Origin of the sequence: Gluconobacter cadivus, assembly GCF_015244745.1 — a bacterium.
Lineage (GTDB): Bacteria > Pseudomonadota > Alphaproteobacteria > Acetobacterales > Acetobacteraceae > Gluconobacter > Gluconobacter cadivus.
Map to the genome: position 1 here is coordinate 506,527 of NZ_JABCQI010000002.1, position 14,148 is coordinate 520,674.

General features: G+C 62.6%; 11 protein-coding genes. 1 reads left to right on the forward strand and 10 read right to left on the reverse strand.

Translation table 11 applies throughout. The features are described from left to right. Positions 1-10 precede the first annotated feature (10 nt). The 7 genes from HKD28_RS05190 to HKD28_RS05220 form a co-directional block, all read right to left on the reverse strand. On the reverse strand, positions 11-886 hold the full coding sequence (locus HKD28_RS05190; protein ID WP_194267376.1) for a ParB/RepB/Spo0J family partition protein: 876 nt from the start codon (positions 884-886) through the stop codon (positions 11-13). A gap of 6 nt (positions 887-892) precedes the next feature. Then, a complete protein-coding gene (locus HKD28_RS05195) occupies positions 893-1,696 on the reverse strand; it encodes an AAA family ATPase (RefSeq protein WP_194262997.1) in 804 nt (267 codons plus the stop codon). Next, positions 1,686-2,267, reverse strand: a complete 582-nt coding sequence (gene rsmG / locus HKD28_RS05200; protein WP_194267377.1) for a 16S rRNA (guanine(527)-N(7))-methyltransferase RsmG — start codon at positions 2,265-2,267, stop codon at positions 1,686-1,688. Before rsmG ends, HKD28_RS05195 begins: the two co-directional genes overlap by 11 nt. Next, positions 2,264-4,120 carry a tRNA uridine-5-carboxymethylaminomethyl(34) synthesis enzyme MnmG gene (gene mnmG, locus HKD28_RS05205; RefSeq protein WP_194267378.1) on the reverse strand — a complete coding sequence of 619 codons (1,857 nt, stop codon included), beginning with the start codon at positions 4,118-4,120 and terminating at the stop codon, positions 2,264-2,266. The genes rsmG and mnmG overlap by 4 nt, the downstream gene beginning before the upstream one ends. Positions 4,121-4,123: 3 nt before the next feature. Continuing rightward, complete coding sequence (mnmE, locus tag HKD28_RS05210) at positions 4,124-5,428, reverse strand: tRNA uridine-5-carboxymethylaminomethyl(34) synthesis GTPase MnmE (RefSeq protein ID WP_194267379.1); 1,305 nt, start codon at positions 5,426-5,428, stop codon at positions 4,124-4,126. Between the two features lie 132 nt (positions 5,429-5,560). After that, entirely contained in the window at positions 5,561-6,997 is a 1,437-nt protein-coding gene (locus HKD28_RS05215; RefSeq protein ID WP_194267380.1) for a cytochrome c, read from the reverse strand. 34 nt (positions 6,998-7,031) lie between these two features. Continuing rightward, the gene (locus HKD28_RS05220) at positions 7,032-9,305 is read right to left on the reverse strand and encodes a PQQ-dependent dehydrogenase, methanol/ethanol family (RefSeq protein WP_194262992.1); all 2,274 of its coding nucleotides are present in this window, start codon (positions 9,303-9,305) and stop codon (positions 7,032-7,034) included. A 464-nt stretch (positions 9,306-9,769) separates the two neighbouring features. Between HKD28_RS05220 and HKD28_RS05225 the strand changes: the two genes are divergently transcribed. Then, positions 9,770-10,216 carry a methylated-DNA--[protein]-cysteine S-methyltransferase gene (locus tag HKD28_RS05225; RefSeq protein ID WP_086647993.1) on the forward strand — a complete coding sequence of 149 codons (447 nt, stop codon included), beginning with the start codon at positions 9,770-9,772 and terminating at the stop codon, positions 10,214-10,216. A 91-nt stretch (positions 10,217-10,307) separates the two neighbouring features. On the opposite strand, the gene rho is transcribed toward HKD28_RS05225, so the two are convergent. The 3 genes from rho to HKD28_RS05240 all read right to left on the reverse strand — a co-directional run bounded on the left by rho (position 10,308) and on the right by HKD28_RS05240 (position 14,077). Next, a complete protein-coding gene (gene rho, locus HKD28_RS05230) occupies positions 10,308-11,609 on the reverse strand; it encodes a transcription termination factor Rho (RefSeq protein ID WP_194267381.1) in 1,302 nt (433 codons plus the stop codon). Between the two features lie 276 nt (positions 11,610-11,885). Beyond that, positions 11,886-13,415, reverse strand: a complete 1,530-nt coding sequence (locus tag HKD28_RS05235; RefSeq protein ID WP_194267486.1) for a GMC family oxidoreductase — start codon at positions 13,413-13,415, stop codon at positions 11,886-11,888. 14 nt (positions 13,416-13,429) lie between these two features. After that, positions 13,430-14,077: a gluconate 2-dehydrogenase subunit 3 family protein gene (locus tag HKD28_RS05240; RefSeq protein ID WP_194267382.1), complete on the reverse strand. Its 648-nt coding sequence runs from the start codon at positions 14,075-14,077 to the stop codon at positions 13,430-13,432. Positions 14,078-14,148 lie beyond the last annotated feature (71 nt).

Genomic DNA, 14,148 nt, shown 5'->3' on the forward strand with positions numbered 1-14,148 from the left:
TTCCAGTGTGTTATTTCCGGTTGAGGAGGCGCATGACGCTTTCGAACTGCTCCAGAGACGTATAGTCGATCTTCAGGGAGCCGCCTTTTTTGCCGTTATAGGAAATATGGACTTTCAGGCCGAGGCGGGAGGAGAGGTCATTTTCGATCTGGAGGATTTCCGCGTCCCGCGCTTTTTTGGCCGGGGTCGTGGTTTCTTTGCCGCTGGTGAGCGCTTCTGTCTGGCGGACGTTCAGGCCGCGGGCGATAACGAGTTTGGCGGCAGCGACCGGATCGGGATGGGTCAGCAGGGCGCGGGCGTGACCGGCTGTAAGGTCGCCGTTGCGGACATGCGCGCGGACTTCCGGCGGCAGGTTCAGCAGGCGCATGGTGTTGGTGATGTGCGGGCGGGATTTGCCAACGGCACCGGCCAGTTCTTCCTGTGTCAGGGTGTAGTCGGTGACGAGGCGTTGCAGACCTTCGGCTTCTTCAATCGGATTGAGATCCGCGCGCTGGAGATTCTCGACCAGAGCGGCCGCCATCGCGTCCGTGTCGTCCAGTTCGCGGATATGGACGGGGATGCTGTGCAGGCCTGCGAGCTGTGAGGCGCGCCAGCGGCGTTCACCGGCGATGATCTGGTAATGGCCTGCTTTTTCCGGATCGGGGCGGACGAGCAGGGGTTGCAGGACGCCGCGTGAGCGGATGGAATCGGCCAGTTCGGACAGGCGCTCGGGGTTCATGTCCTGTCGCGGCTGGAAGGGGCTTGGGGCCAGAACATCCACCGGCAGGGACGAATGCTGCTGCGGCTGGGCGTTTGCGCGTGTGGCGCGGGCCAGTTGCGGCGCCTGATCGCCCAGAAGGGCTGCGAGGCCGCGACCAAGACGTGGGGAACTGTCCTTTTTGGCCATCGCCTGTTACGCCTTTGTTTTGTTCTTGTTGCGTTTGATCAGCTCGTCCGCCAGTGCCAGATAGGCGATGGCGCCTGTTGAGCGGGCGTCGTAATCCAGCACCGGGCTACCGTGGCTCTGGGCTTCGGAAATGCGGATGTTGCGCGGGATGATCGTCTCGAACACCTGATCGCCGAAGAAGCCGCGCGCATCCTGCGCCACGAGTTCGGACAGGTTGTTGCGCCGGTCGTACATCGTCAGGATGATGCCTTCGAGATGCAGGTCTGCGTTGAAGGCGCGGCGGACGCGGTCGATGGTGCGGACGAGCTGGCTGATGCCTTCGAGCGCAAAGAACTCGCATTGCAGCGGCACGATCACGCTGTCGGACGCGACCAGCGCGTTGAGAGTCAGCAGGCCGAGGCTTGGCGGACAGTCGATCAGGATCGTGTCGTAATCGCCTTCAAGCGCATGCAGGGCGTCGCGCAGACGGTATTCGCGGCGCTCGTCTCCGATCATTTCAAGCTCTGCGCCAGCCAGTTCGTTGTTGGCCGTGATGATCGAGAGATTCTCGAACGCGGTCGGCTGGGGCAGGGTGTGGGGTTCGGCTTCGACCATCAGTGCGGCATAGGTGCCGGTGTTGCGCTGGTCGTAGTCGATGCCCAAGCCGGTTGATGCGTTGCCCTGCGGGTCCAGATCCACGAGCAGGACGCGCTGTCCCTGACGGGCCAGACCTGCTGCCAGATTGATGGTGGTGGTGGTCTTGCCGACGCCTCCCTTCTGGTTGGTGACGGCAATGATCCGGGTGGTGGGGGATTCGGTTTTAGACGACACGCTTGAAATCACTGACCTTGATGATGGCTCCGCCGGGGTCGGTGCGGCTGGGAACAATGGTGTGGCTCATGTGCCAGTCGGCGCTGGCCTCGGTCAACTCGGCCTGCGCCTTTTGACCTTTCAGAAACAGGCAGAACCCGTCGTCCTTCAGCCATGGCCGTGCCCAGTCGAGGAGCCTGTTGAGGGGGGCCAGCGCCCGGGCCGTGATGATGTCGGCCGGAGGGGGGCTGGCGGCTTCGATACGTTTGGCGATGACCGTGACCTTTGCGTCGCAGATGCGTCCGGCTTCCCGCAGGAAGGCACATTTGCGCTGGTCCGATTCGATCAGGGTGACCGGGTTGCCTGTGGCGATGGCCAGAATGATGCCCGGAAAACCGCCGCCCGAACCCAGATCGGTGATGGTGGCACCTTCGGGGATTAGCTCCGCAAGCTGGAGGCTGTCCTCGATATGGCGGGGCCAGAGCTGGGCGATGTCCCGCGGGCTGACGAGATTGATTTTCGCGTTCCACTGCACGAGCAGGTCGGCGAAGCGCTCCAGCCTTTCGTGTGTTTCACGTGAAACGGTGGTCATGACAGGGTCCTTACATGGGCCAGCAGGGCGACCAGCGCGGCAGGTGTGACCCCGCGCACGCGCTGTGCTGCGGCGAAACTGGTCGGGCGGGCCTGGGAAAAACGCTCGCGCATTTCGCTGCTCAGGCCGCCGATGGCAGTGTAATCCAGATCGGCCGGAAGGGCGATGGCACTTTCCGATGAGAGCTGTCGAATTTCACGATCCTGCCGGTGAAGATAGCCGCCATAGCGGGCTTCGGTCTCGACATGACGGCGCACACGCAGAGGAAGTTCGGCGAACCATGGGGCCAGCGCGTTCAGGATCGTGTGGTCGCCGTTACTGGCAAGGACGTCCAGAACCGTGCGCCGACGACCATCCAGAGAGACTTCGAAACCGACATCGCGGAGGGCCTGCGGCAGGAAGGTTGTTCCGGCTGCGCGGGCCATGGCGGCGTCGAGTTCGGCTTTCTGGGCGGTGAAAGCGGCTTCGCGTTCGGACAGGACGCAGCCTGCGGCGATTCCTTTGGGCGTCAGGCGTAGGTCGGCATTATCCGCGCGCAGGGTGAGACGATACTCGGCGCGGGATGTGAACATGCGATAGGGTTCGCTGATGCCGTGCAGCGTCAGGTCGTCGATCATGACGCCGAGATAGGCGTCACTGCGATCCAGCGTGAGGGCCTCGTTTCCAGCCGTGGCGCGGGCGGCGTTCAAGCCTGCGAGGAGGCCTTGTGCGCCGGCTTCTTCGTAGCCGGTCGTGCCGTTGATCTGTCCGGCCAGATACAGGCCCGGCAGGCGACGCAGTTGCAGGGACGGCAGAAGCTCTCGCGGGTCCACGTAATCATATTCGACGGCATAGCCTGCCGTGACGATGCGGGCGTTTTCCAGACCGGGCATGGTGGCGATCATGGCGGCCTGCACGTCGGCGGGCAGGCTGGTGCTGATGCCGTTGGGATAGACCAGATCGCCGCCCGGATTGCCGGGCAGGGCTTCGGGTTCGAGAAAGACCTGATGCGAGCTGCGATCGGCGAAGCGGACGACCTTGTCCTCGATGGACGGGCAGTAGCGCGGGCCGCGTCCGGCGATCGCGCCGCCATACATGGCCGAACGGTGCAGGTTCTCGGTGATGATCCTGTGGGTCTCGGCGGTGGTCTGGGTGATGCGGCAGACGACCTGCGGGTTGGTGATGGCCGTCGTCATGGGGCTGAAGGCCTCGGGCTCGGCATCGCCCGGATCGGCCGGGAGGTTTTCCCAGTCGATGCTGTCTTTGGCTAGACGTGGCGGTGTGCCGGTCTTGAGGCGGCCCATCTGGAGGCCGAGCGCATAAAGCCGTTCGCCCAGACGCTTGGCCGGAGCCTCGCCGATGCGTCCGGCCTCCGTTTGGGTGTGGCCGACATGGATGACGCCGCGCAGGAAGGTTCCGGCGGTCAGGACAACTGCGCCGCAACGGAACTCGCGACCGTCTTCGCAGATGACGCCGGTGATGCGGCCGTTCTCTTCGATCAGGTCTCCGACTGCGCCTTCACGGATCGTCAGATTGGGGGTGGCGGCGAGCAGATCCTGAATGGCGGCGCGATAGAGCGAACGGTCGGCCTGTGCGCGGGGGCCGTGAACGGCCGGCCCTTTGGAGCGGTTGAGCAGTTTGAAGTGGATGCCTGCGCGGTCTGCGGCTTTGCCCATCAGGCCGTCGAGCGCGTCGATTTCGCGCACAAGATGGCCTTTGCCGATCCCGCCGATGGCGGGGTTGCAGGACATAGCGCCGATCGTTTCCAGCCGATGGGTGAGCAGCAGGGTGCGCGCGCCGAAACGGGCCGATGCCGCTGCGGCTTCACATCCGGCATGACCGCCGCCGATCACGATGACGTCGAAATCGCTCACAACCTACTTCCCGATACAGAACTGCCCGAAAATCGCATCGAGCAGGGATTCAACATCAACACGTCCGGTCAGACGCCCCAGAGCCAGCATGGACAGCCGGAGTTCTTCGCCCCGCAGTTCCGGCCATGTCGCGGTCCGGGCGTGGTCCAGATGGGTTGCGGCCTCCTGGATTCCGGCACGGTGTCTGGCGCGGGTCAGAGGAGGCGCGGCTAAACCGGCCATGAGTTCGGACAACCGTTCGGACAGAACCTGACGCAGCGCATCAAGCCCTTCGCCGGACTGCGTGCTGATCCCTAACATGCCGGGCGGGGCTGGTGCGATGTCGATTTTCGTCCGGATGGGGATTTCCTGTCCGGAGAGGGTCTCAAGGCTCTCATCCGGGCCGATCAGATGCAGTACGACATCCGCCTGTTTCACGTGAAACAATGCGCGGCGGATGCCTTCGGCTTCGATTTCGTCTTCCGTCTCCCGCAGGCCCGCCGTGTCGATCAGACGAAGGCGGACACCGTCCAGAATCCAGTCGAGTGCGATGGCATCGCGGGTCGTGCCTGCACGATGGGTGACGATTGCCGCATCTGTTCCGGATAACGCATTGAGAAGGCTGGACTTTCCGACGTTCGGCGAGCCTGCGATCACGACGGTCAGGCCCTGACGCAGGAGTTCGCCGCGATTGTCCTGAAGATGGGCGGACATTTCGGTGTGGAGTTTTGAGAGTTCCTCGATCAGTCCGTCTTCCACGTCCTGAGGGAGGTCTTCGTCCGGGAAGTCAATCAGGGCTTCCTGATGGGCGAGGACGAGGCGAAGGCGCTGAGCCCAGTCGTCGTACAGGCGGCTCAGGGCGCCATCGGCCTGACGCAGGGCCTGTTTGCGCTGGCTTTCAGTTTCAGAATCCACGAGGTCGGCGATGGCTTCGGCCTGAAGCAGGTCCAGCCGTCCTTTCTGGACGGCGCGCCGGGTGAACTCGCCCGGTTCGGCAGGGCGGGCGCCCAGATCGGTCAGGGCGTCGGCGACGCGGGCGATGATGGCAGGACCGGCGTGGAGGTGCAGCTCGAAGCCGTCTTCGCCGGTGTAGGAGTTTGGGCCGGGGAGCCAGAGAGCGACGGCATGGTCGAGCACCTCTGCGTTATGGCGCAGGGTTCGCAGGCTGGCGCGGCGTGGTTCGGGGAGATGCCCGTTGCATAGCGCGCGCAGGATCGTATCGCTGCCGGGGCCGCTGGCGCGCATGATCGCGATGGCGGCGCGGGAGGGGCCGGTTGCCAGTGCGAAAATGACCTGCGGGGTGTGGTCCGGGAGGGAGGAGCGCGTCATGGGGTTCTATGTAGTGCAGGAGGCCCCGTGGTGAAAATGGTTAGCTTGCAATGATGGGCGTGCGAGCATGAAAAAAGGGCGGATCGTTTCCGATCCGCCCTTTTGTTCAGACTGTCAGGGAGTGGGGAACGCTTACTGTGCGTTGTCCACGCCCGTGTGGGTCTGCGGAGAGAAGGTCCAGCCTTCGCCGTAAGGCTGCGGCATATAGGCCATCCAGCCCCTGCTGGAGACGTTCCAGCCAGCCGTGGAGACCGGTGCTCCCGTCGTACGCAGCTTCTGCATATCGGCAGCGGATACGGTTCCCGGTGCCTTGTTGCCCCAGCCCTTGCGCATGAAGTTCACGACATCGGCCATCTGCTGGTCGGTGAGGTGGTTCTTGAAGCCGGGCATGGCGATGGCGGACGGTGCCGTGTTGGTCGGGGGCAGGATGCCGCCGAAGGCCACGACATTGGCGAGCGACGTCGGATCATCCGTCAGGACAACCGGGTTGCCAGCCAGCGGCGGGAACATGCGGTTGACGCCCGTACCGTCGTTCATGTGGCAGAGGGCGCAGTTGTGCAGATAGACTTCCGCACCGGCGTTGCCCTGAGCACCCTTGTCCAGCAGGGCGGTCGTCTGACCGTCATCCTGGCCGAGGTTATTGCCCTCCGGAACGGCCGGCATGCTCTTCAGGTACTTGGCCGTGGCGCGCAGGTCGTCGTCTGTCCAATGCTGCGTGCTGTAGGCCACCACGTCGGCCATGCCACCGAAGACGGCGGAGTGGTCGATACGGCCGCTCTTGAGGAAGGTGACGATGTCATCTTCAGACCAGCGACCCAGGCCTGTGTCGCTGTTGCTGCGCAGGCTCGGGGCGATCCAGTTGTCGATCGGTGCACCGCCGGACAGATAGACGTTGCCGCCGCTCGTTCCATAAGCCTTGAGCTGCATTGCGAAGCCGCGGGGTGTATGACATTCGCCGCAATGGCCCGGACCGTCGACGAGGTATTCGCCGCGTGCGACTTCCGGATCACTGATGCTCTTGTCTTCGCCCGGCGTCATGCTCGGAACGAACATGGCGCGCCACACTGCCAGCGGCCAGCGCATGGAGAGCGGCCAGCTGATGTCCGGTGCCTTGTTGGCAAGGGCGACCGGCTTCACGCCATGCATGAAGTAGGCATACATCGAGCGGATGTCGTCGTCCGACAGACGCGCGAATTCAGGATAGGGCATTGCCGGGTAAAGCGTTGCACCATCCTTGCGGATGCCCTTGCGGATGGCCTTCGTGAAGTCCTCAAGGGTGTAGCTGCCGATCCCGTGTTCCGGGTCCGGCGTGATGTTGGTCGAATAGATCGTGCCGATCGGGCTCTTGATTTCCAGACCGCCCGCATAGGGCTGTCCGTGCAGAGCCGTATGGCAGGCGATGCAGTCTGACAGGCGGGCGACATATTCGCCACGCTTGATCAGGGCTTCATCAGCGTCCTGGGCATGGGCGGCGCCGAACGACACCGCCATGAGGCCGATTGCGGCCGCGAATTTCCATCCCTGTTTCATCTCAGATACCAGCCTGTCGCGAATTGATGCATTGAGCATGTCACGTGCCTCCTTTTACCGTAACGGTCGCCCGTTACGGATGGTCCGCCGTTGCAGGCTCAACCGGACCCTGGGGTACGTTGAGGAACTGGTCGTTGGGGACGCCCTGCTTGTTGTCGCGGGCTTTCACTTCGTCCTCATAGGACTCGTTGGACCGCTTCACGAGATAGTTGCGGATGTCTTCAATCTCGGCCGCAGACATGGACGTGTCGAAGCGATCCATGCCGTAGGCGGTCAGAGCGCCCTTGGCGACGAGCTTGTAGAATTTCTCCTGTCCGCGGATCGCACCGGACCAGCGCAGGTCAGGCAGAACGCCACCCGAGATGCCGTTGTCGCCATGGCAGGCGGCGCAATACGTCTGGAACTGGAAATAGCCGTTCTTCGTACGGGCTTCATCCCACTTCTCAGGCGGCTTGACCGGCAGGAAGCCGAGTTCGTTCTTCGGCGGCAGTGCGTCCTTGCCGTCCAGCGCGAAAGCAATCACGCGGGAGTGGTTGACGGTCCAGCCGGATGTCCGGGCCACGCCACCGAGGAAGAACGGATAGATGCCGCCCCAGCCCACTTCCACCGCGACATACTGCTTGCCGTTGGCGGTATAGGTGATGGGAGGCGCGATGATGGCGCTCTGTGCCGGGAAGCTGAAGAGATCCTTGCCGTTCGTAGCGTCGTATGCATGGAAATCGCCGGTTGCGAGGCCCTGGAAGAGGAGACCGCCGCCCGTTGCGAGCAGACCGCCGTTCCACGGACCCTTGTGGTCAACCCGGAAGGCTGCCTGCTGCTTTTCCGGATCCCAGGCCAGAATCCAGCCCTTCAGATCCTTCAGGAACTGTGCCTTGTCGGCCTTGTGCTGCGGATCGGCGTCGTCGAACAGGCCGATCTTGTTCATGTCCAGTCCAAGATTCCAGCTGTCATGGTGGGCCTTGAAGCCACCCTTTTGCGGATCATAAAGGAATGGAACCTGCTGGGCGGGGATGTAGACCAGCTTCGTCTGCGGGCTGTAGGCCATGGAGGCGAAGTTATGGCCGCCCAGATCGCCCGGAATGCCGTACCAGGCCTTGCCCGTCAGCGTCCACAGAGCGTCAGGCACATAGTTCGGACGGCCCGTGACGGGGTCCAGACCATTGGCCCAGTTTTCGTAGGTGTAGGGCTTGCCCGAGATGAATTTTCCGGTCTTCGCATCGATGATGTAGAAGAAGCCGTTCTTCGGGGCATGGACGATCACATGGCGCATTTCGCCGTTGACCGGCATGTCGAGCGTCATGATCTGCTGGACCGAGGTGTAATCCCACTGGTCCATCGGCGTTTCCTGGAAATGCCAGACGTACTTGCCGGTATCCGGGTTGATCGCGACGATGCTGCCGAGGAAGAGGTTGTCGCCCTTGCCTTCGGAGCGGAACTTGTAATTCCAGGGCGAGCCGTTGCCGACGCCGAGATAGACGAGGTCTGTCACGGGGTCATAAACCAGCGAATCCCAGACGGTACCGCCGCCGCCCTGCTGCTTCCAGGCTCCGCCTTTGCCCCAGGTCGGATAGGCCTTGGACATCAGGATGTCGTCGGAGGCTGCGCCGTCGGGCTTGTTGTCGGGGTTCGGAACCGTGAAGAAGCGCCAGTCCATCTTGCCGGTTTCGGCGTCATAGGCCGTCACGAAGCCACGGGCACCGAATTCGGCGCCGCCGTTGCCGATGATGACGCGGCCCTTGGCGATGCGCGGTGCGCCGTCAACCGTATAGGAGCGCTGGTGGCCGAGTTGGGCTTCCTTGGGGATCGTGTAGACGCTCCAGACCAGCTTGCCGGTCTTGGCGTCGAGAGCGATCAGACGTCCGTCGAACGTGCCGAAATAGACTTTGCCGTTCCAGTAGGCAGCACCGCGGTTGACGGAGTCACAGCAGCCGCGATCGGCGATGTTGCCCGGAACCTTGGGATCGTAGGCCCACAGGAGCTTGCCGGTCGCTGCATCCAGCGCCTTCATCTTGCTCCAGTTGGTCGTGGCGTACATGACGCCGTTCACGACCAGAGGCGTGCCTTCCTGACCGCGGTTCGTATCCAGATCGTAGTGCCAGGCGAGCTTCAGCTGGCCGACATTGTCCTTGTTGATCTGGTCGAGCGGGCTGAAGCGCTGCTCGGAATAGGAGCGCCCGTAGGACATCCAGTTTCCGACATTGCCACCGTTATCGGCACTTGTAATTGCTGCGCCCGTATCTTCCTGCGCAAAAGCGACGGGAACAGCAGCTGAGAGTGCCAGTACGGCTGCGCAGCTGAGAAGGCGCTTTTTCGTAACCTTGATCGGCGTCAGTAGACCAGAAGTCATGATCCAACTGTCCTTTTTGTAAAGACTGTTTCCGCTGTGATATTCTGGACCTATGCAGTCTTGAAAGGGGCAGGGGAAAATCCTGTCCTCTCAATCCAACGATCAGTACCAGACACCGCCAGCATGAGAACTTACTGACCCTATTTTATTGTTTAAGACAAACACGGCTTCTGACGTTTCCGTGAGGGATGGGGCAGGATGATCCTGAAACGGGCTATGATGTGGCTCAGGGAATGATTACACAGGCGTTCCGGATAACGTCCTGTCGCGTTTCTGATACAAAAAAGGGCAGTTTTCCAACACATTACAGAGTATTGCTGGAAAGCCTACTGAAGCGGTACAATATGTTTATTTTGCATATTGAGGCTAAGCGATATGCGTAAATCGCATGGCTAAAAAGCATCGGTCTCAATGGCAACACTGCCGGATTGACGGTTTTGAGCCGCTCGGGCACCGTGTCGTTCATGCCACAGCTATCCTGCCACTCACCTTTCGGGGCCCTTACCATCAGTGAAGATGAGGGCCAGATCGTCGCTCTGGACTGGGGTTGGGGGCGCGATCAGGAGGAGACTCCACTTCTTCTGAAGGCCCGCGATCTTTTGGAGCGCTATTTTGATGGGGAATCGGTCGATTTCGACACGTTGCCCTATCGTCCTTACGGGACTCCATACCGCCAGAAGGTCTGGGACGCGTTGCGCCGGATTCCTTACGGCAAGACGCGGACTTATGCGGATATCGCGGCCGAGGTCGGTGGGTCTGCGCGGTCGGTTGGCGGAGCGGTTGGAGCGAATCCGATTCCGATCTTGATCCCCTGTCACCGTGTTGTCGGTCGGGCGGGGCTTGGCGGATATTCGGGACTGGGAGGCATCGCGGACAAGCATGCCATGCTGCATCTGGAAGGTGTGCTGTAACAGACAGGCTTTCCCGTCATTCCGATAGACCGGACAACAAAAAAGGGGAGCCGGAGCTCCCCTTTTTCATGTCGGCCATGCTGATTCGGGATCAGTTGTTCATGGCGTCGAAGAAGTCCTGATTGGATTTGCTGTATTTGAGCTTGTCCAGCAGGAAGTCCATGGCGTCCATCGTGCCCATCGGGGCGAGGATGCGGCGCAGGACCCACATCTTGGACAGTTCGGCGCGATCGACCAGCAGTTCTTCCTTACGCGTGCCCGACTTGGTGATGTCGATGGCGGGGAAGGTGCGCTTGTCGGCGAGCTTGCGGTCCAGAATGAGTTCGGCGTTGCCGGTGCCCTTGAACTCTTCGAAGATCACTTCGTCCATTCGCGAGCCTGTGTCGATCAGGGCTGTTGCGATGATCGTCAGCGAGCCGCCTTCCTCGATGTTACGCGCGGCGCCAAAGAAGCGCTTGGGGCGCTGCAGGGCGTTGGCGTCCACACCGCCGGTCAGCACCTTGCCCGAGGAGGGGACGACGGTGTTGTAGGCGCGGGCGAGACGTGTGATGGAGTCCAGCAGGATGACCACGTCGCGCTTGTGCTCGACGAGGCGCTTGGCCTTTTCCAGCACCATTTCCGTTACCTGAACATGGCGGGTTGCCGGTTCGTCGAAGGTGGAAGAGACGACTTCGCCACGGACCGAGCGGGCCATGTCCGTCACTTCTTCCGGGCGTTCGTCGATCAGCAGGACGATCAGGAACACTTCGGGGTGGTTGGCGGAGATGGAGGCGGCGATGCTCTGGAGCATCACGGTCTTGCCGGTACGGGGCGGGGCGACGATCAGGGCGCGCTGGCCCATGCCGATCGGCGTCACGAGATCGATCACGCGCGGGGTATAGTCGCGCTGGTCTTTCTTGCCCTTGCCGCGCGGAGAGGATTCCGTGACGGCGGCTTCGGACTGTTCGACTTCCATCTTAAGGCGACGCTCGGGGTAGAGCGGCGTGAGGTTGTCGAAGTTGATGCGGGTCCGGACGGTTTCCGGGGCCTCGAAATTGATTGTGTTGACCTTCAGCAGCGCGAAATAGCGCTCGCCGTCGCGCGGGGCGCGGATCTGGCCTTCAACCGTGTCGCCCGGGCGCAGGCCGAAGCGGCGGACCTGCGTGGGGGAGATGTAGATGTCGTCGGGGCCGGGAAGGTAGTTTGCTTCCGGGCTGCGCAGGAAACCGAAGCCGTCCGGCAGGATTTCGAGCGTGCCTTCGCCGTAGATCGCCTGATCACGCTCGGCAAGGGTCTTGAGAATGGCGAACATGATGTCCTGCTTGCGCATGGACGAGACGTTCTCGATCTCCAGTTCCTCTGCATAATCCAGAAGGTCGGCTGGGGATTTTTTCTTGAGTTCGGCAAGATGCATGAAAGACGCGCCTTGATGTGCCGGTAGTGGCAGACCTGATAGGGGGAGGGATGCGCGACCGTACAGAAGGCGGGGCCACTGAACGGGAGCTGCTTGTGTCAGGCGGTGATCTGTGAGGATTTCGCAGGACGATGGAAGCAGGAAGCATCCGTAAGGAAAGGGAGACCGGGTGACAGGACGCCACCGGAAAGTCGTCCTTCGCTTACCGGAGCGCGCGAAGCAGTGTCAAGACTCCTGCGCAGGCTCCGGATCACTTTGATCTATGTCAGATGTCAATCAGACCTTCAGCATGGCCTCCGCAGTGCGCAGCGAGAGCGCCATGATCGCCAGAGCCGGGTTGGCAGCGGCGGCGCTCGGGAAGATCGAATGATCGGAGATCCACAGATTGTCGATATCGAAACTGCGGCCCACCGGATTGACGACATTGCTATCGGCGTCCGTGCCCATGCGGCAGGTGCCGATCATGTGGGCGGCGCGGTCGATGACGCGGATATCCTTTGCGCCCACGGCCTCCCACATCTGCGTCAGCAGGCGGGCGGCGTGGTGGTGCATGGCCCATTCGTTGGGGCCGTAGGAATGTTCGATCAGCGGTTTGGGAATGCCGAAAGCATCCTTTTCGTCCGAAAGCGTGACACGGTTTTCGGGGCGGGGCAGGCATTCGCCGTTGATGCCCATACCGGCGGAGCGGTTGTATCCGGCGAGCGCGCGAGCGAAGGCCGGCCCGCGTGTCGTGGTGCTGCGGGCGAGGTTCTGGCCCCATGTTGCGGGCATCATGCCCAGTGACTGAACGAGGTAGCCGCCTACGAAATCCGCGTCTTTGGGGCGCATCATGTCTTCGGTGATGGTCAGGGACGGGTAGCCGCGATTGGGGCGGATGTCTTCGTCGAACTCGCCCCAGACCTGTGTGGAGACATGGGTCATGTAGTTCTGGCCGACCTGGCCGGAGTTGTTGGCGAGACCATTTGTCAGGAGCAGGCGCGGGGTTTCGACGGCACCGGCGGCGAGGACGAGGCTTGCGCATTTCTGGCGGTGCTCGACGCCGTTCTGGCGGTAAACCACGCCGGTCACGCGGCCAGAGCTGTCGCGTTCGATCGTGTGGGCGAAGCAGCCGGGGCGGAGTTCCGCACCATAGGCGACGGCCATGGGAAGCCATGTGTTGTCCGTGCCCGATTTGGCACCGTTGCGGCAGCCCTGATGGCAGGCGCCGCAGTTGGCGCAGGCGTGGCGGGTGCCGAAATGCGGCTGTTCGATATCGCGCGTGATGAGAGCGGCGGGGCCGTCTGCGTGGCGCAGGCCGAGCGCGTCACAGCCTTCGCGCATTTTCAGCGCGGCGGAGTTGGCGGGCGGGGGCGGGTAGGCATAGCGGCGCTCCGGGTCCCATGGGTAATGGGCCGGGCCGGAGACCCCGATAAAGGATTCCACGCGCTCGATATAGGGCAGCAGTTCGTCCAGACCGAAAGGCCAGTCCACGCCCTTGCCGGTTTCGGTGTGCAGGTGGAAGTCGCGGGCGTCCATGCGCGGCATGAAGGCACCGTAATGGAGCATGGAGCCGCCGAGGCCGGTGCCGCTGTTATTGCCACCGAATGCCTGTGGGTTTGTGCCTGCGGAGAGGCGTTCGTGCAGCCAGTACAGTTCGCGGGCGGCCACTTCGTCGGGCGTGTGTCCTGTGGCGGGGAAAGCGGGGCCGGCTTCCAGCACCACGACGCTTTTGCCGTTGCGGGCGAGTTCTGCGGCCAGCGGGGCGCCACCGGCACCGCTGCCGATGATGAGGGCATCGACGATGTCCGTTTCGGCGAATGTCTTCATGAGGGGGCTGTTGCTCATTCGCTGGAGTCTGCCATCTGGAGAAGGGGGGCGGTGGCTTTGGGTTCAAAGGACTCGCGGCTGTCGGGGCCGACGTTTGTGAAGCCCTGAAAGACGGTGTCGCCGCCGGTGAGGCTGGAGGAGATACCGAGTGCCTGCTGGATGCGCGGGTCGCTCATGATGCAGTCCACGACCTCGCCACGCAGGTCTCCAGACCAGCGTTTCATCTGGGAAGCCGTGAGGCGGCCGTCGTGTTCGAGACCGATCTGCCCGTCCATGACGGCGTCGAGCAGGGCGCCGCGCAGGTCCGGGGCCAGATGGATGAAGGCGAGTCCGTGCTGTTCGGCTGCGACGTCGTCGAGGGTCAGGAGAGCGGATTCCCAGGCTTCGGCATCGGGCGGGAGGTCCGCGAAACGCCAGCCGTCACGCGGGCCGGAGAGCGCGGCGTCGATCCGGACTGTCATGGCGATGTCGGTACTGTCAGGCAGGATTTCGTCCAGCGGGAGCAGGACGGGCAGCAGCGCGTCGAGGATGGCATAGGCCCGGAGCGATAGGGTGCGCGGCTGTGCGGTGGAGACCGAAAGCCGCGATGTCAGGATCTCGCGGGTGCGAGTGGAAAGATGATCGGAGTCCAGAATTTCAGGACGGTCGGGCGGGTGGGACATTGCGGCCTCCTGTGTTTTGGTTTCAAAGTCCGGCGACGGGGATGGTTCCGCCTCCCGCTGGGAACGAAGAT

Excerpts from the sequence above, each read along its gene's own strand:
- HKD28_RS05190 (WP_194267376.1), bottom strand. The coding sequence starts at position 886 with ATGGCCAAAAAGGACAGTTCCCCACGTCTTGGTCGCGGCCTCGCAGCC.
- rsmG (WP_194267377.1), bottom strand. The coding sequence starts at position 2,267 with ATGACCACCGTTTCACGTGAAACACACGAAAGGCTGGAGCGCTTCGCC.
- mnmE (WP_194267379.1), bottom strand. The coding sequence starts at position 5,428 with ATGACGCGCTCCTCCCTCCCGGACCACACCCCGCAGGTCATTTTCGCA.
- HKD28_RS05215 (WP_194267380.1), bottom strand. The coding sequence starts at position 6,997 with ATGCTCAATGCATCAATTCGCGACAGGCTGGTATCTGAGATGAAACAG.
- HKD28_RS05220 (WP_194262992.1), bottom strand. The coding sequence starts at position 9,305 with ATGACTTCTGGTCTACTGACGCCGATCAAGGTTACGAAAAAGCGCCTT.
- HKD28_RS05225 (WP_086647993.1), top strand. The coding sequence starts at position 9,770 with ATGCCACAGCTATCCTGCCACTCACCTTTCGGGGCCCTTACCATCAGT.
- rho (WP_194267381.1), bottom strand. The coding sequence starts at position 11,609 with ATGCATCTTGCCGAACTCAAGAAAAAATCCCCAGCCGACCTTCTGGAT.
- HKD28_RS05235 (WP_194267486.1), bottom strand. The coding sequence starts at position 13,415 with ATGAAGACATTCGCCGAAACGGACATCGTCGATGCCCTCATCATCGGC.
- HKD28_RS05240 (WP_194267382.1), bottom strand. The coding sequence starts at position 14,077 with ATGTCCCACCCGCCCGACCGTCCTGAAATTCTGGACTCCGATCATCTT.